Source organism: Chitinivibrionales bacterium, assembly GCA_014728215.1.
Lineage (GTDB): Bacteria > Fibrobacterota > Chitinivibrionia > Chitinivibrionales > WJKA01 > WJKA01.
Genome location: WJLZ01000158.1, coordinates 19,383 through 39,798, shown reverse-complemented (window position 1 = coordinate 39,798; position 20,416 = coordinate 19,383). Strand labels below are relative to the sequence as shown.

The 20,416-nt window shown below is 46.8% G+C and carries 17 protein-coding genes; 13 read left to right on the top strand and 4 right to left on the bottom strand.

Going from position 1 to position 20,416, the window contains the following annotated elements; translation table 11 throughout:
• From rny to GF401_13880, 4 genes are all read left to right on the top strand, one after another.
• Nucleotides 1-1,210 (top strand): ribonuclease Y (gene rny / locus GF401_13895; protein MBD3346145.1); only part of this gene is annotated, 1,210 nt, incomplete at its 5' end.
• 9 nt (nt 1,211-1,219) lie between these two features.
• Entirely contained in the window at nt 1,220-2,011 is a 792-nt protein-coding gene (locus GF401_13890; protein MBD3346144.1) for a TIGR00282 family metallophosphoesterase, read from the top strand.
• Nucleotides 2,008-3,228: an exodeoxyribonuclease VII large subunit gene (xseA, locus tag GF401_13885; protein ID MBD3346143.1), complete on the top strand. Its 1,221-nt coding sequence runs from the start codon at nt 2,008-2,010 to the stop codon at nt 3,226-3,228. Before GF401_13890 ends, xseA begins: the two co-directional genes overlap by 4 nt.
• 173 nt (nt 3,229-3,401) lie before the next feature.
• Complete coding sequence (locus GF401_13880) at nt 3,402-5,645, top strand: hypothetical protein (protein MBD3346142.1); 2,244 nt, start codon at nt 3,402-3,404, stop codon at nt 5,643-5,645.
• Nucleotides 5,646-5,657: 12 nt separating this feature from the next.
• Here GF401_13880 and GF401_13875 read toward each other — a convergent pair whose 3' ends face one another.
• The gene (locus GF401_13875) at nt 5,658-7,055 is read right to left on the bottom strand and encodes a hypothetical protein (protein MBD3346141.1); all 1,398 of its coding nucleotides are present in this window, start codon (nt 7,053-7,055) and stop codon (nt 5,658-5,660) included.
• Between the two features lie 127 nt (nt 7,056-7,182).
• Between GF401_13875 and GF401_13870 the strand changes: the two genes are divergently transcribed.
• Both GF401_13870 and GF401_13865 read left to right on the top strand, forming a co-directional pair.
• Nucleotides 7,183-8,934 carry a hypothetical protein gene (locus GF401_13870; protein ID MBD3346140.1) on the top strand — a complete coding sequence of 584 codons (1,752 nt, stop codon included), beginning with the start codon at nt 7,183-7,185 and terminating at the stop codon, nt 8,932-8,934.
• Between the two features lie 118 nt (nt 8,935-9,052).
• Complete coding sequence (locus GF401_13865) at nt 9,053-10,243, top strand: MFS transporter (protein ID MBD3346139.1); 1,191 nt, start codon at nt 9,053-9,055, stop codon at nt 10,241-10,243.
• A gap of 63 nt (nt 10,244-10,306) precedes the next feature.
• On the opposite strand, the gene GF401_13860 is transcribed toward GF401_13865, so the two are convergent.
• Complete coding sequence (locus GF401_13860; protein MBD3346138.1) at nt 10,307-12,127, bottom strand: family 20 glycosylhydrolase; 1,821 nt, start codon at nt 12,125-12,127, stop codon at nt 10,307-10,309.
• Nucleotides 12,128-12,286: 159 nt separating this feature from the next.
• Here GF401_13860 and GF401_13855 point away from each other — a divergent pair, with 159 nt between their 5' ends.
• The 6 genes from GF401_13855 (at nt 12,287) to GF401_13830 (ending at nt 17,453) form a co-directional block, all read left to right on the top strand.
• The gene (locus GF401_13855; protein ID MBD3346137.1) at nt 12,287-12,553 is read left to right on the top strand and encodes an exodeoxyribonuclease VII small subunit; all 267 of its coding nucleotides are present in this window, start codon (nt 12,287-12,289) and stop codon (nt 12,551-12,553) included.
• Nucleotides 12,540-13,418: a polyprenyl synthetase family protein gene (locus GF401_13850; protein ID MBD3346136.1), complete on the top strand. Its 879-nt coding sequence runs from the start codon at nt 12,540-12,542 to the stop codon at nt 13,416-13,418. Before GF401_13855 ends, GF401_13850 begins: the two co-directional genes overlap by 14 nt.
• Nucleotides 13,419-13,542: 124 nt before the next feature.
• Entirely contained in the window at nt 13,543-14,481 is a 939-nt protein-coding gene (locus tag GF401_13845; GenBank protein ID MBD3346135.1) for an alpha/beta fold hydrolase, read from the top strand.
• 46 nt (nt 14,482-14,527) lie between these two features.
• Entirely contained in the window at nt 14,528-15,466 is a 939-nt protein-coding gene (locus GF401_13840; GenBank protein MBD3346134.1) for a DUF1722 domain-containing protein, read from the top strand.
• A 102-nt stretch (nt 15,467-15,568) separates the two neighbouring features.
• Complete coding sequence (gene uvsE / locus GF401_13835; GenBank protein MBD3346133.1) at nt 15,569-16,486, top strand: UV DNA damage repair endonuclease UvsE; 918 nt, start codon at nt 15,569-15,571, stop codon at nt 16,484-16,486.
• A 175-nt stretch (nt 16,487-16,661) separates the two neighbouring features.
• Nucleotides 16,662-17,453, top strand: coding sequence for a hypothetical protein (locus GF401_13830; GenBank protein MBD3346132.1), 792 nt, complete (start codon nt 16,662-16,664; stop codon nt 17,451-17,453).
• An 18-nt stretch (nt 17,454-17,471) separates the two neighbouring features.
• Here the strand turns inward: GF401_13830 and GF401_13825 are convergent, their stop codons facing one another.
• Nucleotides 17,472-17,870 carry a hypothetical protein gene (locus GF401_13825; protein ID MBD3346131.1) on the bottom strand — a complete coding sequence of 133 codons (399 nt, stop codon included), beginning with the start codon at nt 17,868-17,870 and terminating at the stop codon, nt 17,472-17,474.
• Between the two features lie 179 nt (nt 17,871-18,049).
• Between GF401_13825 and crtI the strand changes: the two genes are divergently transcribed.
• The gene (gene crtI / locus GF401_13820) at nt 18,050-19,531 is read left to right on the top strand and encodes a phytoene desaturase (GenBank protein ID MBD3346130.1); all 1,482 of its coding nucleotides are present in this window, start codon (nt 18,050-18,052) and stop codon (nt 19,529-19,531) included.
• Nucleotides 19,532-19,581: 50 nt separating this feature from the next.
• Here crtI and GF401_13815 read toward each other — a convergent pair whose 3' ends face one another.
• Entirely contained in the window at nt 19,582-20,370 is a 789-nt protein-coding gene (locus GF401_13815) for a methyltransferase domain-containing protein (protein ID MBD3346129.1), read from the bottom strand.
• Nucleotides 20,371-20,416 lie beyond the last annotated feature (46 nt).

Genomic DNA, 20,416 nt, shown 5'->3' with positions numbered 1-20,416 from the left:
TCTCAATTCCAAGGAAACAACGCTTCGCACAAAAGACAATGAGCTGACCCGCCTTATCTCACTGGAAAACGAAAAACTCGAGAAAATCTCTCAGACCACCATGAGCGAAGCGAAAAAGATGCTTCTGGAAAATCTCGAAGGTCAGGTGCGATATGAGAATGCTCAAATGATTAAAGAGATGAAAGACAAGGCCCGTGAAGAAGCCGAGCGGGAATCAAAGGAGATTATTCTTCAGTCGATCCAGCGCTCGGCCGCGGATACAACAGTCGAATCCACCGTCTCGGTGGTGCATCTTCCCAACGATGAAATGAAGGGCAGGATTATCGGAAGAGAGGGACGGAATATCCGGTCCTTTGAAGAAGCCACTGGTATCGATGTTATCGTTGATGATACCCCTGAAGCGGTGATTCTTTCCGGATTCGATCCGATCAAGCGTGAAGTTGCGAGAATTGCCCTTGAGAAGCTCATCGTTGACGGCCGGATTCATCCGGGACGTATCGAAGAACTCATTAAGAAGAGCGAAAAAGAGCTTGAGAAAAAGATGAAGGAAGCTGCTGAAGAGGTGATTTTCGATCTGGGTGTTCACGGGATCAAACCCCGGATCGTCGAACTCCTTGGAAGGCTTAAATACAGGGCATCCTATGGTCAGAATGTTTTGCAGCATGCCAAAGAGGTCGCGATTTTGGCGGGTTTAATGGCCGGAGAATTAAAAATGGATACAAAGATTGCTATCAGAGCCGGGTTACTTCATGACATCGGTAAGGCAATCGACCGGGAAGTTGAAGGAACCCATTCCGAATTAGGCGCCGAAATTGCCGCAAAAAATGGGGAAAACGAGATTATCTGCAATGCCATTGCTGCGCATCATGAAGATGTTCCACCGATTTCTCTTTATCCGATTCTTACTCAGGCAGCCGATACGATCTCCAGCACTCGTCCGGGAGTCAGAAGAGAGACGCTTACCAATTATATCAACCGCCTGACCAAACTCGAAGAGATTGCCGACTCTTTCAGGGGTGTGAGCAAATCCTATGTTATTCAGGCTGGCCGTGAAATCAGAGTCATGGTCGAGCCACAGAATGTTACCGATGCTCAGTCTGAAGAGATGGCTGGTCAGATTTCGCAGAAAATCCATGACGATATGGAATATCCCGGTCAGATCAAAGTCACGGTAATCCGTGAAAACCGGTACACCGAATATGCGAAATAAGAGCCTGGCATGAGAATTCTTTTTATTGGTGATATCTTTGGGACTACAGGCCGCCGGGTACTAGCCGAGCGGCTTTCTTCTCTTGTCGAGGAGAAGGCGGTTGAACTGTGTATTGCCAATGGAGAGAACGCCGCCGGCGGCGGAGGACTTACCAATAACATTATCAAAAAATTCCGGAAATATGGTGTTCAGGTCATAACCGGCGGCAATCATATTTTTTCGAATCAGGACTGCTATCCTAATCTCGAAAATGATGATTTTGTGCTCCGGCCCCATAATTTCCCCCCGGGAAATGTGGGAAAGGGGATCGCGCTTTACACTCTCAAAGACAGCAGAAATATCGGGATAATAAACCTTCAAGGCCGCACATTTCTCCACGAGATAACCGACTGCCCTTTTCGCACTGCCGACCAGGCGGTAGCTTTTCTGGCAAAGGACACTAAAAGCATCTTTATCGATTTTCATGCTGAAGCGAGCAGTGAAAAGAAAGCGCTGTTCTATTATCTTGACGGCAGAATAAGCGCCCTTATCGGAACTCATACCCATATTCAGACTGCCGATGAGTTCATTTCACCTGAAGGCACGGCGTATCTTACCGATGTCGGTATGACCGGTCCGGCAGATTCCTGTATCGGTATGAAACCCGAACCTGTTATCAAAAAGTTTATTTTTCAGACATCGGCAAGATTTGAGCCCTCGAATGCCGGCCCTTCCCTGAATGCAGTCCTGATGGATATCGACGATAGTACCGGCAAGGCGACCTCGATCTCCCGGATATCCGAACGGATCATTTTCAAATGAATTCTTTGCCTCCGACCTTTCTTACCCCTCAGCAGAGCGACCGTCCCTACACGGTGAGTGAAATCAACAACGGTATTGCCCGGATAATCGACAGTGGCAATACGCTCCTATGGGTGGAAGGTGAAATTTCTAATTTAAAACGGGCATCATCCGGCCACTGCTACTTTACCCTGAAAGACGCCAACAGCCAGATTTCCTGTGTGATGTGGCGGTCTACTTCGATGCAGTTGAAATTCGATGCAGAGGACGGTATCGAGATTATGGCAATAGCATCGATCCGGGTATATCAGAAAGCCGGACGGTATCAACTCGAGATTCACCGCATGCAGCCCTCGGGACTAGGGGCCTTGTTTGCGGCCTTTGAAAAGCTTAAAAAGAAACTCGACAAGGAAGGGCTTTTTGATAAGTCTCATAAAAAAGCATTGCCCGAAACAGTTTCCCGTGTTGGGGTTATCACCTCACGGAACGGTGCGGCGGTGCGGGATATTATCAAGGTAATCAGGGCCAGAGCGCCCCAGACCGATATTGTTATTCGTGATGTATCGGTTCAGGGGGCCAAGGCCGCAAAAGAAATTGGCGAGGCTATCGAAGACATGAACCGCTGGAACCAGGTCGACTGTATCATCATAGGCCGAGGAGGTGGTTCTCTGGAAGACCTCTGGGCCTTTAACGAAGAGATAGTAGCCCGAACAATTTTTGCATCGGACATTCCGATTATTTCTGCCGTGGGTCATGAAATTGATTTTACCATCGCCGACTTTGTCGCCGATCTCCGTGCCCCTACGCCTTCGGCCGCAGGTGAAATGGCGGTGCCCGATACCCTCGAAAACCGGCGGTACTATAAAAACCTTACGCAGCGCTTTGCCTGGCGCTTTTCCGGTTTTCTGAATGAAAGCAGAAATTCTTATACCCGCCTGTCCCGCAGGTCAGCGTTACGCGTTCCTCTCAGAATGATTACCGATTCGCGCCAGACCATGGATGACCTCCGTTACCGCCAGGCGCACGCTCTCTCACTCGCATTCCGTCACCTCAGAAACCGTTTTTCCACCGCAGGGGCCCAGCTTCAGGCACTCAGCCCCCTTGCCGTACTCGGCCGGGGATACAGTGTGGTGACCAAAGAAGACGGTACCACGGTCAAAGACGCCTCCCAGATCTCACAAGGCGAAGACGTCCGTCTTCGATTCAAAGAAAGTGAAGCGCGGGCGAAGATTCGGTAAGCAGAGAAACATCCCTATTGCGGGTAGTGATGATTTACTCCTTCCTTTAATGAGCTTTTCCGATTAAAATATCCTCCCCTTTTCCTTGCCATAAGTTCAATAAATAGGTATATTGTTTTTTCATTTTTGCACGCTATCCCACGGAAATTGCCGCTAACCGTACAGACTGGAAAATGGGACATTACCAAAAATTTTTCTTGTTTATCGTCTGGGTTTCGCTTCTTTTTGCTGTTTTTGGAGAAAACAGTCATTACATTACCAATAAACCCCCTCTTGAGCAAACCGCCTACGCTCACCTTCCACTCGGTACAGTAAAGCCCAAAGGATGGCTCTATGACCAGCTCCGGATACAGGCCGATGGCCTCTCGGGATATGCCTACAGTTCCTTTAACGCCGGCAGGTGGAGCATTACCAATTATCACGAAGGAATAATCGCCCTTGCCTTTGTGCTTGATGATGCTCGATTGAAAGACCTTGCGAAGGACCATGTTGATGAAATCCTCACATGGAGCGTACCATCAATAAATATTCGTAACAATTACCATTATCAGCATGCTGTCCGGGGTCTGATCGAATACTATGAGGCTACCGGATATCAACCGGCATTCGACTGGCTGCAGGAGTATTTCGAATTGAATAAAGACGAAATTGCATCTGCGGCATTCGGATATTGCTGCAACAGCGGCTCCCGTATCGGAGAAAATCTCATCGCTCTATACTGGCTTTACAACCGCACTGGCGATACGGCCTTGATCAATGCAACAGGCCCTCAGTACAAGGATAATATCGACACACTTGCCGACGGCTTTTCGGGATTCCCGCAGGCCCATCCAACCGACCATTCGGTCGACATAGCTCAGGAAATCAAATTTCCCGGCCTTTACTATCAACAATATCCTCTGGATAAGTACAAAAATGCGGTTTTTACCGGACTGGAAAATATCGACACGTTCTTTGGACAGGTAGGAGGCCGGTTTTCCGGTCACGAACTCCTGCCGACACTCGAGCGGGGCCTGGAACCAACCAATGGAACAGAGCTGTGTGCGGTGATGGAATTTGCCTATTCGATGGAACGGCTCTTCGAAATTTTCGGTGATATCACGCTTGCCGACCGGCTGGAATCGATTGTCTATAATTCCATACCCGGAGCCTTTACACCTGATATGTGGGCCCATCAGTACGACCAGCAGGCAAATCAGGTTCTGGTCGACCGCTCGAAACGGGTATTCGACAACAGCGAAACCGCCAACTGTTACGGTCTGACACCTCACTACCCCTGTTGTTTATCGAATATGCACCAGGGATGGCCCCGGTTTGTCGAGAATATGTGGATGGCGACTCATGACAACGGTGTTATTGCCGTGGCCTACGGACCATCGGAGGTAACCGCCCGGGTTGGCGCTGCGGGCACAGAAGTTGTTATTTCCGAAGAAACCGAATATCCCTTCAAGGGTTCCATTGCTTTCACTGTCGCACTGCCGGCGTCCGGGCCGGTTGAATTTCCCCTTCATTTTCGTATTCCTTCATGGGCCGGCGAAGCGTTTTATGTTCTTGATGGAGATACTACCCCTGTTGCTGCTGCAACAATTGCGGTGGTTAACCGGACATGGAGTAACGGCGATAGTATCTATTTACATTTCCCGATGAAAATACGGAGTGAGACCAGATTCAGGAATGCCGTGGGAATCCTCCGGGGTCCGCTCTATTTTTCTTTACGGATAGGCCAAGACCATCGATCATACGCCGGACCACGGGGAATTTATCCTTCATACGACTGGGAAATTTTTCCAACAACCGCATGGAACTACGGCCTCTGCATCAATTCTTCTGATGTTAACTCGCAGATACAAACGAGCATCCATTCCGTTGGTGAATTTCCCTTTGCCGGCTCCGGAGAATCATTGTTTGTTAAAACTGCGGAAGATCCCGATCCTGCCTGGGAAAAAAGGGCAAGCACGACCCCCGAACCGGTTGTCCTTACTGCAAAGGCCAGAATAGTGGATAACTGGGGAGCAATGTTTGAGAATTCGGCAGAAAATCCGCCTTTGAGTCCTGTTTATTCCGATAATCCAACCGTTGAAGTCGAGCTTGTTCCCTACGGGTGTGCCCGTCTTCGTATTTCAGAATTTCCCGTGGTGGATACAGAAATGGTAGTCTATGCATTCGAGAATATAAACGATGCGCCTGATCCCGAATTTTCTTCAGGTATACGGATCAACGGAACCATTCTGTTTCCCGGCATAGACAAAAGAGAAATTGCAACAATCAAAATATACACCCTTTCCGGTGCACTGATTGCCTGTGGCGGCAGTTCTGTCCTGGAACCGGGTACGACAAAACTTACTGCATCTCCCCATATAATACAGGTTAAAACCACCCGCGGGATCATAACAAAAAGATTTATTACGGTAAGGTAAAAAGGGTACGCTTTATTCCGAACTGGCAGCGCCAAGAAAAATGGGCGATATTTTTCGGGTAGAGCCGCCGGCATTACAGAAATGGCTGCAGCAAAAATAGATCCCGGAGGGCCATTGAACGCTTCGGAAACCCTCAACCATTCTGGTAAATCTTCCCGGTGATTCGATCAAGAATTCTTTGTGTAACAGTTCACGACCTGCGGCATTTACCACCCGTACAGTTACCGAACCCGCGGAAGGAGCTTCACCATACAAAACGATAAATCGGGGATTTGCCTCTGCTTTTAAAGTGAAGTCATTTCCGGGAGCAAATCGAGAGGGTTTTCTGCCGGAAATAGGAGAATCTCCGGTCTTGTAGTTGCTCAGGAGTGTTCCGCTGTCACCGACAATCCAGCCATAGCCATGAACCTCATCGACAAAAAAGACATCACGGAGCGTATGACCGGTTGTATTGGAATCTACACTCCACAGCTCGCCACCATCGGTAGAATAAAGTATCGCACCCTCTTCACCGACAATGTACACAACGGCAGTGTCGGGACAAAAGATGCTGAACAAGGTGTTATCAAGCGAGGAATTCTGTTGTTCCCAAGACATGCCGCCGTTTGAGGAATAAAGAATCATGCCGCTGTCGCCGACCGCCCACCCATGTAACGAATCCGTAAAAAAGATATCATAGAGATGTCCTTTACCGCTCAATGAATGAAGCGGCATTCTGGTGTCCCATACGATTCCACCATCGGTGGTATTTTTGATCAGGGGTGAATTGATGGGGAAACCCGATGTGTTTTTATTTCCTCCCGCAATCCATCCTGTAGTGCTGTCGATGAAAAAGACCGCATTAACCCGGTAAACCACGTAGCTTTCCTGAAATTCCCACTTCACTCCCGCATCGGAAGAATACATTATTTTTCGATAATATCCGGGGGCACCTCCAACAGCCCATCCCTGGCGTTCATTAAGGAAAAAGATATCATCAAAGCCGCGATGCCCGCCGTGATTGCCGCTTGTCAGAATTTCCCAGTCCTCACCGCTCTTTGAGGTATAGAGTATTGTATCCTGGAGTCCGGCAATCCAACCGGTGGTATGATTAATGAATTGTATTTTCCGGAAATTCCATGTGGAGTCACGTTCATTTTTTTGCCATGATGCACCGCCGTCGGTAGTCATATACAACATACCGGAATCACCACCGACCCATCCCCGAAGCGTATCAACAAAAAAAACAGTATGCAGGTTTTTGAATTGGGTGCTGTCCGAAGATGAAAGGCTTTGGGGATACCACTCTCCTGATGCAGTTCCCGGAACCGCTAAAAATATGCAGCAAAAAAAGAATGCAGTGAGGATGGATGCTCTATAAATCATGATAAATGTGTCGCCGTCGAGTAAGAAATGATTATTTTGTACCATTAATGAGAAATGAGTAATAGTCTGTATAATATAATTATCAACCCTGAAACTTTAAGGTAAATGCAGTAATAAATTAGATTTGAACAGGTAGATCAGTCTCAGATTCGACAGGTGAAAGGATTCCGTGATGGCCAAAGAGAACATACCCATTCCAAAGCTTCCACCATGGAAGATTCTTGTCCTTTCCAACCTGACCCCCGGCAAAGGACCGTCAGGACCATACTCCATAGATAGAAGTACTTTCAGTGAACTCGCACAAAAACTATTCCCCACACTCTTTCTGACGGTTCCCGACAAGCTCGGTGGTCCACTCGATCATAGAGATATCAATCTATCGTTTGAATCGCTCAAGGATTTCACTCCCGATTCGGTTATCTATCAGGTGCATTCATGTGCAAATATTCTTATATTCAAAAAATTGATTGACGATTGCCGCAGTGGTCGAATTTCGGGTACCGAATTGAACTCATCGCTGAAAAATTTATCCCTGCCGCCAGAGCTTGTTACTGCAATCGAAAAAGCAACCCGCACAAGTAGTTCATCGACTCCGTCACAGGCCGGGCAGAAAAAAAAGGAAGGCAAAATAGATAATATTCTGAACATGCTTGATATTGATGACCGCTCGTCTCAAACCGATAATCCGGGAGAAGGATCACCGGATGCTTTGAATAAATTCATGGAGGCGGTTACAGCCGGAGAACAGTCTGCTGTTGCCGGGGAAGATATCGATTCCATACTGCGTGATGCAAATGCTCTTCTTGCAGCTCAGCTTGACGAGATACTCCATGCCCCTGCATTTATCGATCTGGAATCTTCATGGAGAGAGCTAAAATTTCTGGTTGATTGTACCGATTTCCGTAAAGGTGTTCAACTCGATGTCATTGCCTGTTCCAGGGATGACATTCAAAAAACCCTGCATGACAAAGTGTTCCATCCGGTATGGAAAGAAGGTCATCCTCCCTATGATCTGATAATCATTGCCCATGAATTCAGCAGGATTCCTCCACACCAGGAAATGGTTGAGCAGCTGGCTGAGTTGGCCCAGAGTACGCAAACACTGATTTGCGCACCTGCAGGACCGCAATTCTTCGGTATATCGAATTACGATCAGCTGTCGTCGGAAGTCCCCAGCGTTGCATCGCTTATTGATTCTGCGGGATATGAAAACTGGCGGGCATTCAGGGATCGTCCGGAATCGGACTGGGTTGCCTTTACCGCAGGCGAATTCGCTCTTCGAACCTATTATTCCCAATCCGAAGTGCCGACTAAAGCAATTCCTTATAAAGAGGCCGAAAATCACCATTACCTTCCCTGGGGAAGCGGCTCTATTGCATTAGGTGCGCTCCTGTCGCAAACCATGACCATGCTGGGTACGGAGGAACTGGATGAAATTCGAGTGAATCCCCGTCTGCACAATATGGAGGCGGTGCCGGTTAAGGACCGGCATGGAAAATGTGCGATGCAAAGTACTCCTGAAGTCTGGACAGGGGATATGCAATGGGATATGGGAGCCAATGGCCTTATTCCCCTCTCCAGTGCGCCGGACACAACAGAACTGAGATTCGGTTCGATAACAACGATACGAAAAGACGGTGTTTCGATAACCAAAGCGCTTCTGAGCGCGCGGATCTCTCATATCGTGCTCCACTTGGCGGAAAAATTCGGTGATAAATCACCTGAGACGCTGGCAGAAATTCTTAAAGCAGGAATCAAAGCACTTCTTATTCCCAAATCACTTCGGCCATCTGATAATGGAGTACGGGTCGGATTCGAAGTAAGCAGGGAAAAGACCAATGCCCATGATTTTGCATTATCGGTCCGGCTCCCCTATCCGGTTTTTGGTGAAGAAATAACACTCGACATTTCCTTTACTTTGTAATCCTGTGGGCTACGGATATATTTGTCTGTAACGGTACAAAGACGGACACCGCCTGTCCGTATCCGGGTAATATTCCGCTTTTGTCATATTCATTTCCACCGAACATACGGTTTCTTGCATGGACAAAAGAAAAAAGACTTTTATTCTCGATACGATCCGTGGTGGAGCCGACGGCGTTCTGGCTGCGATTGTCAATACTATTCTTCTCCTGGTTGCCATTGAAGTTTTCAATCTTTCCGATTCGTGGAAAGCATTGATTGCTTCCGCCCCTTTTATCGGGTGCATCTTTTCTCTTGTTTACAGCGCCAGATTTGCAGATACGAGTTTGAGAAAATCCCTGCTGGCATCTGCGCCCATGGGACTTTGCTGTGTGTTTACCACCATGCTTCTTTTTACCAGTGATGGAATAATCTTTTCGATTATCGCCACCATTGCCATGTCCTTTGCCTGGATGAGGATTCCTTTTTTATCGGCCATTTACCAAGAGAATTACAGTGCACGGGAACGGGGGACTCTCTACTCCTGGAGCCTGATTGCGACGATTTCGGTGACCATAACATGCAGCTATGCCTTTGGCCGGTTATTGGATATTAACCTTGCGTTGTATCGACTAATTATCGGAATTGCTGCGGTGGCAAGTGCTGTCAGTACGGTTGCGGTTTTCCTGATCCCGTCGTCAACCCCTGATATGCAATCGGCGAGTAATCCTCTTAAAAACTTATCACTGATATGGAAGAACAAACTCTTTGGCTATATTCTTTTTTCCTGGTTTATTACCGGTTTTGCCAACCTGTGGACCCGTGCCCTGCGGATCGAGTATTTGGCCGAATCAAAGGGGGGCCTCGATTTGTCGCCCTTAATGGTCATGGTAATCGCCGGTGTTATTCCCGAAGCGGCGCGACTTATTTTCATCCGTTTCTGGGCTCACCTGTTCGATCGTATTAACTTTATCGTTCTTCGTATCACACTCAATCTCTTTTTGGGTTTTGGCCTGCTGATTTACTTTATCAGCGAAAATCCGGTAATTATCGGCGCGGGAAGTTTTCTTTTCGGCATTTGTCTCTCGGGGGGTGTTCTGGCATGGAATTTATGGATAACAAAATTCGCCCCGGCGGGTCAGGCTCATATTTACATGTCAATCCATGTGTTCCTTATGGGAGTACGGGGGATTATCGCCCCCCGCATCGGCTTTTTTTTAACCGACTACTTTCCATTCAGAATAATCGGTATTGCGTCTTTTTGTATGATCCTGATCGCCAGTGCAATGCTGGTTCCGGTTATCAAGATGGCGAATCGGCTGGAACAGTAAGCGAGCCCGGCAGTATAAAATTCATCTTTGTTTCGCACCCGTTTCTTTGCATATACCCCTCTTTCAGTTCAGATATTCCAGCACCTTCTCAAGCTTCCCGGCGCTCTCCTCAAGGCCCCCCGGCCTGTTGCGTTTAAGCCAGAGCTTTTTGTGCTGAGCGATTATGTTTTTGAGTTCCCTTCGAAGCTCTTTTGTATCGGCGGGCTCTCCAAGGGCGATAAGGCCCCGTTTTGCCCCGAACCGGGCCATGCGAATTGCGTTCGTCAACTCCTGCCTGATCAGAGAGGCATCGGGGATTTCCGGTTTGATCGAGGGAATTTTCTTTTCGAGAGTATCGAATTTTCTGATGCTTTTTTTCAGGTCTCCTTTCGAGATACGCCTGAGAATCGCCTCGAGATCACCGGGCTTTGCAAAAAGGAGGGTATTGAACACGGTCTTGTTTCTCATGCGCACCGGAAGCAGCTCGAGAACCGAGCCGAGATCGTAGAGAAGTTTTCCGGTACGGCCGGTTGTATCCCTGACTTTGATTTCATTGACCGCGGCTACAATATCGGCCTTCGCATTCGATCTGTAGCACCAGGAATAGGCTGCGCCGGCAAAGAGGCCGATAAAGCTTATGGGCCAGTACTGGTGGTGTCCGTGATCGCCCCAGTCGGTGATCAGATACCCCGATGCCCCATGTTTTTTACCGTTGCGAGCGGCATTGGCGCAGTTTTTCAGACAGTTCGCTGTCCGGCCGGTTAAGGAGTTCCAGCTCGATGTTCCCGGGCAGACATAAAAATCCAATCCGGCATTAGAAAACCGTGCACCTTCGCGATTAAACGGGTGATTACCTTCATACCCCCAGCACAGCGCAATAAGATCCTGAGGAAGTTCAGGTATGAGCGCTGGTTCTTTCAGAATGATATCCCCCCAGAACATCATCCGATGCCCATACTTTTTTACCAGCTTGTGAATCTTTTTCAGAAATTCGAGATAAACCCTTGTCGTTCCCTTTTTCTCACAGGATTTCCTGCTCCATCCGGTACCAAGTTCCCAGGTCTCATCACAGCCCACATTGAACTGGCGGCTGGTAAAATTAGGCAGAAACTCTCCATAGAGCAGATCGAGAAACTGCAGAGTCGCCCGATTCGGTTTGAGTGTGGAACCATAATCGGACCGCCCTCCCAATGGATGTTCGAATCCGTACGGTGATTCGGCCAGGTGTTTGTATTCCGGGTGACTGAGCCACCGTTCGAAATGGCCGAAAGAATTAAAATTGGGGACAAATTCGATAAACCGGTCCCGGCAATACTGGTCGAGTTCGCGAACTTCACCTGCAGTTAAGGGAGACGCATCTTTCCAGACAGTCTCGTGGCCGGTAAAGGCAAAGGTGTGTTCGGTATACAACTGGAGCTGGTTAATTCTCAGTGATGCAAAGAGATCGATCGCCTGTTTCAGGGTCGCCATGGTGGGCACCTTACACCTGCTGATATCAAGCATTACTCCCCTGTTCTGAAAATCGGGATGGTCCTCAATGGTACAGAGCGGTACGGCACTACCAAAGGTACATACTACCTGCTGCAATGTCTGAAAGCCGTAAAACGCTCCGGCTTCATCAGAGGCTTCGATGGTAATATCATCATCGGTTACGTTAATTTTATACCACTCTTTTTTTCCTATTGATGGCGTGAGAACACAGGAGATATTTCGATGATTTGCCCTGGAATCCAGAGGAAGAACCACAAGCTTTTTTGCAAAAAATTTCACGGAATCTTCGGCAAATGATTCGGCAGTTGCCTTACAACGCAACGAGAAACAGGAATCGAGCCGGATTCCGGTAACACCGGTTATGTCTGTTTTTTTTCTGGAATATCGTGCTTTTGCCGGATGGGGAAAAACCATATTTTTTCACAATCTTTTATGCTGTTTACCGTAAGAACGCTCTTTTTATCGTATATACCTTTGACTCCGAAGCACCCTTCATATTCACATTTCTTAGGGGAATCAAGGGGTTAATATAGTATATTATTGCTTACTGGTTTAGTTCTGGAGAAAGATTTCATGCCTAAAAGTGATGTTACATTTGAGAAGGCCCTTAAGAATCTCGAGGGAATAATTGAAAAGCTTGAAAGCGACGATCTTACACTGGACAAAGCTCTGGAGTATTTTGAAAAAGGCATTTCGCTCATGCGCACCTGTGAAAGTCATCTGAAAAGTGCGGAAGGCAAACTGAAAGAGCTTTTAAAGGGCGAAGATGGCGAATTTGTCGAAAAGACACTGGGGATTACGGCTGATTCTCTGATATCCGGAGATTATGATAATGAATGAAGTAAAAGAGTACCTTGGAAGGGTCGTCGAATGTATCGATTCCCGGATGGATTCCCTGCTCCCATCAAAGGAGAGTTATCCTTCCTCGATCCATTCGGTCATGCGGTACAGTATATTTGCCGGCGGCAAACGGATTCGACCGGCGCTGGTGATGGCATCCTATGAAGCCTGCGGAGGTGCATTCGGCGATGACAGTCCGGTTATTGCCGGTGCAGCCATTGAAATGTTTCATACCTTCTCGCTTATGCACGATGATCTTCCGTGTATGGATGATGATGATTTCCGCCGGGGAAAACCGACTGCGCATAAAGCCTTTACCGAAGCGCTGGCGGTTCTTGGCGGTGATGCGCTCTGTATTTATGCATTCGAATGCCTGACCATGCTTAACCGGATAGATGTTATCCAGGAAATTGCCCGTGCTCTGGGTACCGGCGGAATGATCGGTGGCCAGGTTGTCGATATTGAATCGGAAGGAAAGGAAGTGGATAAAGAAGCTGTTGAATATATCCACAACAACAAAACTGCCGCACTGATTCGCACGTCGGTAAAAACAGGCGCTCTTCTTGCCGATGCGCCCCAGGCCGGCGTCGAACACCTTACCACCTACGGTAATCTTATCGGCCTTGCATTTCAGGTGGTTGATGACATTCTCGATGAAGAGGGAACGACCTCTCAGCTCGGAAAGGACGCCGGCAGTGACCGGGCACGGGGCAAGGCAACATTTCCATCAGTATGCGGCATGGAAGAATCCAAGAGGTATGCAAAAGAATTGATTGACAATGCCTGCAATGAGTTGCAGTTTCTCAATGATAATGCCCGGATACTCCGGAATATAGCCCGCTTTATTGAAACACGCCTTTCATAATCTTCACACAGGTACGTTTCCCCTGCCCGAAAAAGAGACCGGATTACACTTTTGGGTGGATGATTTATATTTGTACTGGATGTTTCAAAACATTACGGACAAATAACCATGGAGTAATGCAACGATGTCTCGATTTCTTGTAATATTATTGTCATTCATTACACTTTTCGTACCCAGAGAAAAATACGAGCGCAAGGTCGCGCAGATTGTAGACATGGATCAAAAACATGCCGGGTGGAATTTTCAGGGATGGGAATACAAATCTGTTTCAAAGCCCGGCAGTGACTTTATTCACCGTTATTATGAATATCCCTCACCGAATGATTCGGCGCCGGTGTTTCTCTTTTTTCATGGGCTTATTCTTGACGGGAGAACGTTCACCAATATGACATCACTGGCCGACTCCTGGAGACTCATCGCTTATGATATCCCCGAATCGACCTCCCGGTACATGGGCTCCATGAAAGATTTTGTAGAGATCACCTCCGAATTTGTCGAATTAATGCATTTCACATCGTGTAACGTCTGTGGAGTTTCCTTCGGAGGCGGCATTGCCCTTCGTCTGGCCGCCGATAAAATAGTGGATGTGAAAAATCTTGTTCTTATCTCGACCGGTATCGTGGGAAACACCCGACGGGAGCAACGACGGCAACATATCATGGCCGAATGGGTAAAAGACATTCCCGATTATAAACTCTATTGGTTTATGGAAAAGGTATATAAAAGAACCGCAAAGGAATATGAGGATGATACAACCGGAATTAAACAGCTCTTCCGTGTAAAGGATGTTGACTTTTTCCGCCAGGTAGTGCAGGCAATGGACGGCTATGATGCCGGTGCGTATGCAAAAAAAGTTTCCTGCCCCGTGCTTCTTCTTTCGGGCAGTGAGGAAGATGTCTTTTCGGATAAACAGGTAAAGCGGATAAAGAAGTACATTCCTCAGGCTCAATCTGAAATAATCGAGGGAGGTACGCACGCGATGGTTTTTCGGCAGGGTGACAATGTTGCCGGAGAAATCAGGGAATTCTGCAGTTCCCATGGTTCCACGGCTTCCCCAAAATAGCAGTACTGATCGGTCCTGTACCTATCAACCGGGTGAGGTTTTTCTTATGAAAATAGGAATCAGCCGATGTCTTTTGGGAGATAATGTTCGCTACGACGGCGCCCATAAACTCGACCGTTATCTCCGGGATATACTGGGAAAATTTGTGGAATGGGTGCCGGTATGTCCAGAGGTGGAATGCGGCCTCAGTATCCCCCGGGAAGCGATACGGCTTGTAGGGACGCCGGAACACTACCGGCTTGTGACCCTCAAAACCCAAAAAGATATTACGGTTCAGATGACCGAGTGGGCTGCGATTCGACTCGAACAGCTTGCCCGGGAAGATTTGTGCGGCTACATTTTTAAAACAAAATCGCCCAGCTGCGGGATGCGGGGAGTCAAGGTATATACCGAGAAAGGCATGCCCAGCTACCGGGGATCAGGCATCTTCGCCCGGCTTTTCATGGAGAGGTTTCTCGAAATCCCTGTTGAAGACGAAGGGCGGTTGCATGATGATAATATCAGAGAAAATTTTATCGAACGGATATTCGTATTCTCACGGTGGAAAGATTTCCTGTATACCAACCATACGGTGGGCGGGTTAATCGCATTCCATACCAATCATAAGCTGCTTTTTATGGCACACAGTCCCCGGCATCTTCGAAGTCTGGGAAGAATTGTTGTTGAGGCAACAAAGCAGCATCTGGAAAAATCAACCGACAAATATTTTCATACCATGATGGAGGCACTGAAACTCATTGCAACAGTCAAAAAAAATGTTAATGTGCTCATGCATTGTATGGGTTATTTCAAAAAACAGCTCACTCCTGATGAAAAAAAGGAACTTGCCGAGGTAATCGAACAGTATCATTCAAATCTCATACCCCTTATTGTTCCGGTTACCCTTATTAAACACTATGCCCGGAAATACAATGAGTCATATCTGAAACGACAATACTATCTTAACCCGCATCCGGCCGAATTGAAATTGAGGAATCATGTTTGAGGTTGAGGCTGGAGGAAGAGGAAAAAGATAACGACGATTTTTCTTCGATTCTCGACTCTCGTACTGGGCTACTGTCAAACCCTTAAACTTTCGACCTTTACCATGAAAATAGGCTACCCCTGTATAAACCGTTCCGTAGGATGTACTGCAAACAGGACATTCAGGCTGAGGAACTATTCGGAAGAGCGTCTTGTGGAGATCGTGGAGAATAATGTCCACTGCCTTCAGAAAATTCTCGAGTACAATGTAGAGCATTCGATGCTCTTTTTCAGGATTTCATCGGATATCATTCCCTTTGCCTCTCATCCCGTATGCACCTTTGACTGGCAGAGCAGATTCAAAAAGGAATTTGCGGCTCTCGGTTCATTTATCAAAAAACATGAAATCCGCATCTCGATGCATCCCGATCAGTTTGTTATTATCAATGCCAAAGATGCCGGTATCGTGGAACGGAGTATTAACGAACTCCGGTATCATGCAGCGGTTCTGGATTCTCTTGGGCTCGACAGATCTGCAAAGATACAGATCCATATAGGCGGCGTTTACGGGAACAAAGAAAAAAGTATTTACCGTTTTGTTCAGCAGTACAGTCAGTTGGAGAAATCAATTAAAGACCGGATGGTGATTGAAAACGACGACCGTCAGTATTCCATAAGAGACTGTCTTGAGATCAGCAGCCGGACCAGAGTTCCGGTGCTCCTGGATGTGTTCCATCATGCGGTTTTTAATAACAGTGAACCCATAGAAGAGGTTCTATTGTATGCAGAAAAAACCTGGTCACGTGGTGATGGTATTCCCATGATCGATTACAGCTCTCAGCAAAAGGACGAACGGCGGGGAAAGCATGTAGAATCGATCGATATAAAAGATTTCAAACGCTTTTTAGCATTGTCGTCACCTGTCAATTTTGATTGCATGCTCGAAATAAAAAATAAAGAACGCAGTGCACAAAAAGCCATCGCTGCAGCATCAAAAGACAGCCGGTTTGTATCCTCTCCCCCACCCCAGCAGCACCGTTAAGCCTGAGCATTCGTGTTTTCTGCATGAGCCTGGCTGATTTTTTACTGTAGCCATTTTTCAGCACTTTTGCTTCTCTTTTCTTTACTCTCCACCCGTTCAATGCTTATCTTTTTGGATGTGCACACCAGGCATGATCATATAAAGCGAGCGTCTTCAGCCAACGGAGGTTATTACAATGAAAGAAAACAAGAGTTTTTCACTCTGTAAATCGGTGGCAATGATTTTTATTCTTGCTGTAGTACAGCTTTTTGCTCAGGAAGATTCGTCTGAAAGTCTTTCGCCGAAGGTATTTGCGGGACCGTTTTTCTCCATAGGAAGCGGTTATTATGATCTTGGTGATTTCAACGATCTGCTCGAAAGAAACGGCTATGATGATTTTGAATCCTATCCATTTTCTATTGGCGGAGGTTTGCAGATACTTGCCGAGCGTGCGGTAATTGGCGGTGAACTTAACTGGCTGAGGTGGGAAGACGGTGAATCGAGCAAAGGTCTGACCGCATTATCGGGATTTTCGGCACTGTTCAATTTTGGATTAAATGTTTTCCGGCCCGGTGTTATCGAGCTGTATCCCCTTTTCGGGATCGGCGGCGGCAATATGAAATTTGAGATTAATGAAAGTGATGGGTACCGGTTTGAAGAAATACTGGCTGAGCCCGACAGCATATTCCGGCCACTTAAGTTTAAAAAGAGTAGTTTTCTGCTCAGTGTAGGAGTGGGAACCAACTTTGTAGTCAAGCGGCGGCTCAGAGAAGGACACCATATCCTTGGTATCAGGGCCGGTTATCGATTCGATCTTATGAGCGACAACTGGGAGCTTGATAAAAGTGAAATAAACGGGGATCCGAATGCGCGCCTTACCGGAGCCTATTTCCTTTTTACCATTGGAAGTGCGGGGCCGGTGGAAGATCCTGACGAGGAAAATGACGAAAAGGTAAAAAAACAGGAAATTCAGGCACTTATCAGGTGAGCCCTATAATTTGACCTATCACTTTGTATCGTTCAGTGCTATTTCCGCGTTCCCTGTTTCACCGATCCAGAGTCCGATAACCGGATGGCCGGGATAGAGGGATTTGATATATTCAATAGAATCCCCAAGTTGTTCGAGCTGCCGATCTTTTCCGACAGGATTCCCCACACAATCATAATGTGCCACACAGGCGATGCCTACCGAGTTATGCTGTTCAATCGATATCGCCAATCTCGCTTTCATACTCTCAATGAGTGCCGTATCGGTCTTTTCGGATATGATTTTAATTGGCCCCGGCTCAGTAATTGAATCGACAAAATCGGCTTTAAAGTGATCTTTAAGGAAATCGATTACCGGTAATTGGGTGCGGCCATCCATGCAGTTAATAACCGTACAGAATTTTAAGTATGGATTCATAGTACGCTTTCCTTTCAAATGAAAATTAGCCAGACAGTAGTAAATAAGATAGTATATTACCTATTTTACTGTTTTTTCCATATTATGGCTTTGATACATTTTGATTTAATTACAAAATTTGATCGGCCAACAGAGCAAATGGCTTGGAACAGAAGAATTAATGTATTAAGGAGTATATCGTGTCATCACAACACATTCTGATTATCGGAGCAGGTCCCGGCGGATTGACTGCGGGAATGATTCTCGCGAAGCGAGGGTATAAAGTAACCTTTTGTGAAAAAGAAAACACCGTGGGTGGACGGAATACCGCTATTCAACTCGGTTCCTACACATTCGATACCGGCCCGACATTCCTTATGATGACCTTTATTCTCAGAGAAGTATTTGAGCTTGCGGGCAAAAAGCTGGAAGACTATTGCGAAGTCGTTCCATTGGACCCCATGTATAAACTTGCTTTTGCAGACAGAGGAATATATCCCACCTCAAACCATGAGGAAATGCGAAACCGTATTGCCGAACAATTTCCGGGCGATCAGTATGGATACGATGCTTTTTTGAAAAAAGAGGGATTCAGATATAAGATGATGTATCCCTGTCTGCAGAAGCCCTATTCCAATTTCCGCTCGAATTTCTCTCCCGCCCTGTTAAAAGCGATACCCTTTCTTTCACTCAATAAAACGCTCTATCAGAACCTCAGCGACTATTTTACCGATGAAGAACTGAAAGTTGCCTTTACTTTTCAGGCAAAATATCTCGGCATGTCGCCCTGGGAATGCCCTGCGGCATTTACCATAATCCCCTATATCGAACACGCATTCGGCATCGATCATATTATCGGGGGACTCAGTAGAATTTCCGATGCCATGGCTGCCGTTGCCATGGATCACGGTGCCCAGATTCGACTCAATGCGCCGGTTAAAAAAATCATTGTCGCCAACAGAAAGGCACGAGGAGTCGAACTTGAAAATGGAGAGAAAATCGAAGCCGACCAGGTGATAATCAATGCCGATTTCGGCTACGCAATGACCCACCTGTTCGAACCGGGAATCATCCGCAAATATGCACCCCATCGATTGAGAAAAAAGAAATTTTCCTGCTCCACCTTTATGCTTTACCTGGGTATCGATAAGCGCTATGATGAACCCCATCATCAGATTATTTTTGCAGAAAACTACAAAAATAATATTACCGATATTGCCCAACGGAAAGTATTGTCCGACGACATGTCGATTTATGTGCGCAACGCGGGCGCTGTCGATACGACAATTGCTCCCGACGGCCATTCGGCTGTTTATGTTCTGGTCCCCGTACCCAACAATAAAAGCTCAATCCAGTGGAACGATGAAACCATACAAATGGAGCGGGAAAAGGTACTCGACCGCATCTGCAAAAGAACCTCCATGCATGATTTGCGGGAACATATTATCGAAGAAAAAATCATAACACCTTCCGACTGGGAAAACGACTACAATCTTTTTCTCGGAGCGACCTTTAATTTAGGTCATAATCTCACCCAGATGCTCTATTTCCGTCCTCATAACAAATTCGAAGAAGTCGACAATTGTTATCTTGTAGGCGGAGGTACCCACCCCGGCTCGGGCCTTCCAACAATCTATGAATCAGGACGCATTTCGGCAAATATGATATCGGGTGTTTACTAAAGATTGTATTTGAGAATGATACCGGTCGCCGGATCCACCATCCTCATCTCTTAACTCTTTCCTCCAAAAACAACACACCGCGCCGGCCACTCTCTCCGGATATATGTATGGTGGGGCAGGTTTGCTTTGTCAACATACGACTGAAGCTCGGAAAGCCGAAATCCTTTTCGAATCGAAAGGCGGCCATCATAGAATGCGAAACTTTTCCTGAACAAAAGGGCACATATAAGTGTAAATCCGACATAGGCACCGGGAGAACGGTAAATATCGTTAATTAAAAACGCATTCCGTATATTCCGGTCGATCAGGGAAAGAAGTCCGGGAATTTTTTCGGTGGCAAAATGGTGAAGGAAATGATTTGCGTAGGCATAATCATAGGGATCCCGCCATACCTGGGGATCGGTAACATTCCGGTGAAGAATGGTTATCTCAGGAAAAGAACTGCATTTCTTTACGGCATAATCGATTACCCGTTTATCGGAATCGATACAGGTAACCTTTGTCGTTATGCCTCTTTTCCGGCATTCCTTAACAAGCCATCGGGCATAATCTCCTCCGCCCGATCCGATATCGGCTACCCGGTACTCCTTTTTGCCGCGGGTAATCATATCGGAAAGGAAATATTTCCGGGTCAATCTTTTATAGGCAGAAAACAAGTCATTTATGTGCTCGAATTGATCGAGTGTTCGATAAAGCAATGTTGTATCGCTTTCCGGAAAATCCATAAGTTCAGGTTGGCAGTACCTCTCGGAAAGATCAGGCAACCAGTAATTTTTTGCTTTTTCAAGTATCATGTTTCTGAAAATATTCCGATAACAACAGCCCTTGAAGCTGCACATGGTATAGGGATATAGGTATTTTGTATTTTATAAAAACGGTTTCGTC

Excerpts from the sequence above, each read along its gene's own strand:
- GF401_13850 (MBD3346136.1), top strand. The coding sequence starts at position 12,540 with ATGATAATGAATGAAGTAAAAGAGTACCTTGGAAGGGTCGTCGAATGT.
- GF401_13825 (MBD3346131.1), bottom strand. The coding sequence starts at position 17,870 with ATGAATCCATACTTAAAATTCTGTACGGTTATTAACTGCATGGATGGC.
- GF401_13815 (MBD3346129.1), bottom strand. The coding sequence starts at position 20,370 with ATGTGCAGCTTCAAGGGCTGTTGTTATCGGAATATTTTCAGAAACATG.
- GF401_13840 (MBD3346134.1), top strand. The coding sequence starts at position 14,528 with ATGAAAATAGGAATCAGCCGATGTCTTTTGGGAGATAATGTTCGCTAC.
- GF401_13875 (MBD3346141.1), bottom strand. The coding sequence starts at position 7,055 with ATGGTACAAAATAATCATTTCTTACTCGACGGCGACACATTTATCATG.
- GF401_13830 (MBD3346132.1), top strand. The coding sequence starts at position 16,662 with ATGAAAGAAAACAAGAGTTTTTCACTCTGTAAATCGGTGGCAATGATT.
- GF401_13860 (MBD3346138.1), bottom strand. The coding sequence starts at position 12,127 with ATGGTTTTTCCCCATCCGGCAAAAGCACGATATTCCAGAAAAAAAACA.
- GF401_13865 (MBD3346139.1), top strand. The coding sequence starts at position 9,053 with ATGGACAAAAGAAAAAAGACTTTTATTCTCGATACGATCCGTGGTGGA.
- GF401_13855 (MBD3346137.1), top strand. The coding sequence starts at position 12,287 with ATGCCTAAAAGTGATGTTACATTTGAGAAGGCCCTTAAGAATCTCGAG.
- GF401_13880 (MBD3346142.1), top strand. The coding sequence starts at position 3,402 with ATGGGACATTACCAAAAATTTTTCTTGTTTATCGTCTGGGTTTCGCTT.
- GF401_13845 (MBD3346135.1), top strand. The coding sequence starts at position 13,543 with ATGTCTCGATTTCTTGTAATATTATTGTCATTCATTACACTTTTCGTA.
- uvsE (MBD3346133.1), top strand. The coding sequence starts at position 15,569 with ATGAAAATAGGCTACCCCTGTATAAACCGTTCCGTAGGATGTACTGCA.
- GF401_13870 (MBD3346140.1), top strand. The coding sequence starts at position 7,183 with ATGGCCAAAGAGAACATACCCATTCCAAAGCTTCCACCATGGAAGATT.
- xseA (MBD3346143.1), top strand. The coding sequence starts at position 2,008 with ATGAATTCTTTGCCTCCGACCTTTCTTACCCCTCAGCAGAGCGACCGT.
- GF401_13890 (MBD3346144.1), top strand. The coding sequence starts at position 1,220 with ATGAGAATTCTTTTTATTGGTGATATCTTTGGGACTACAGGCCGCCGG.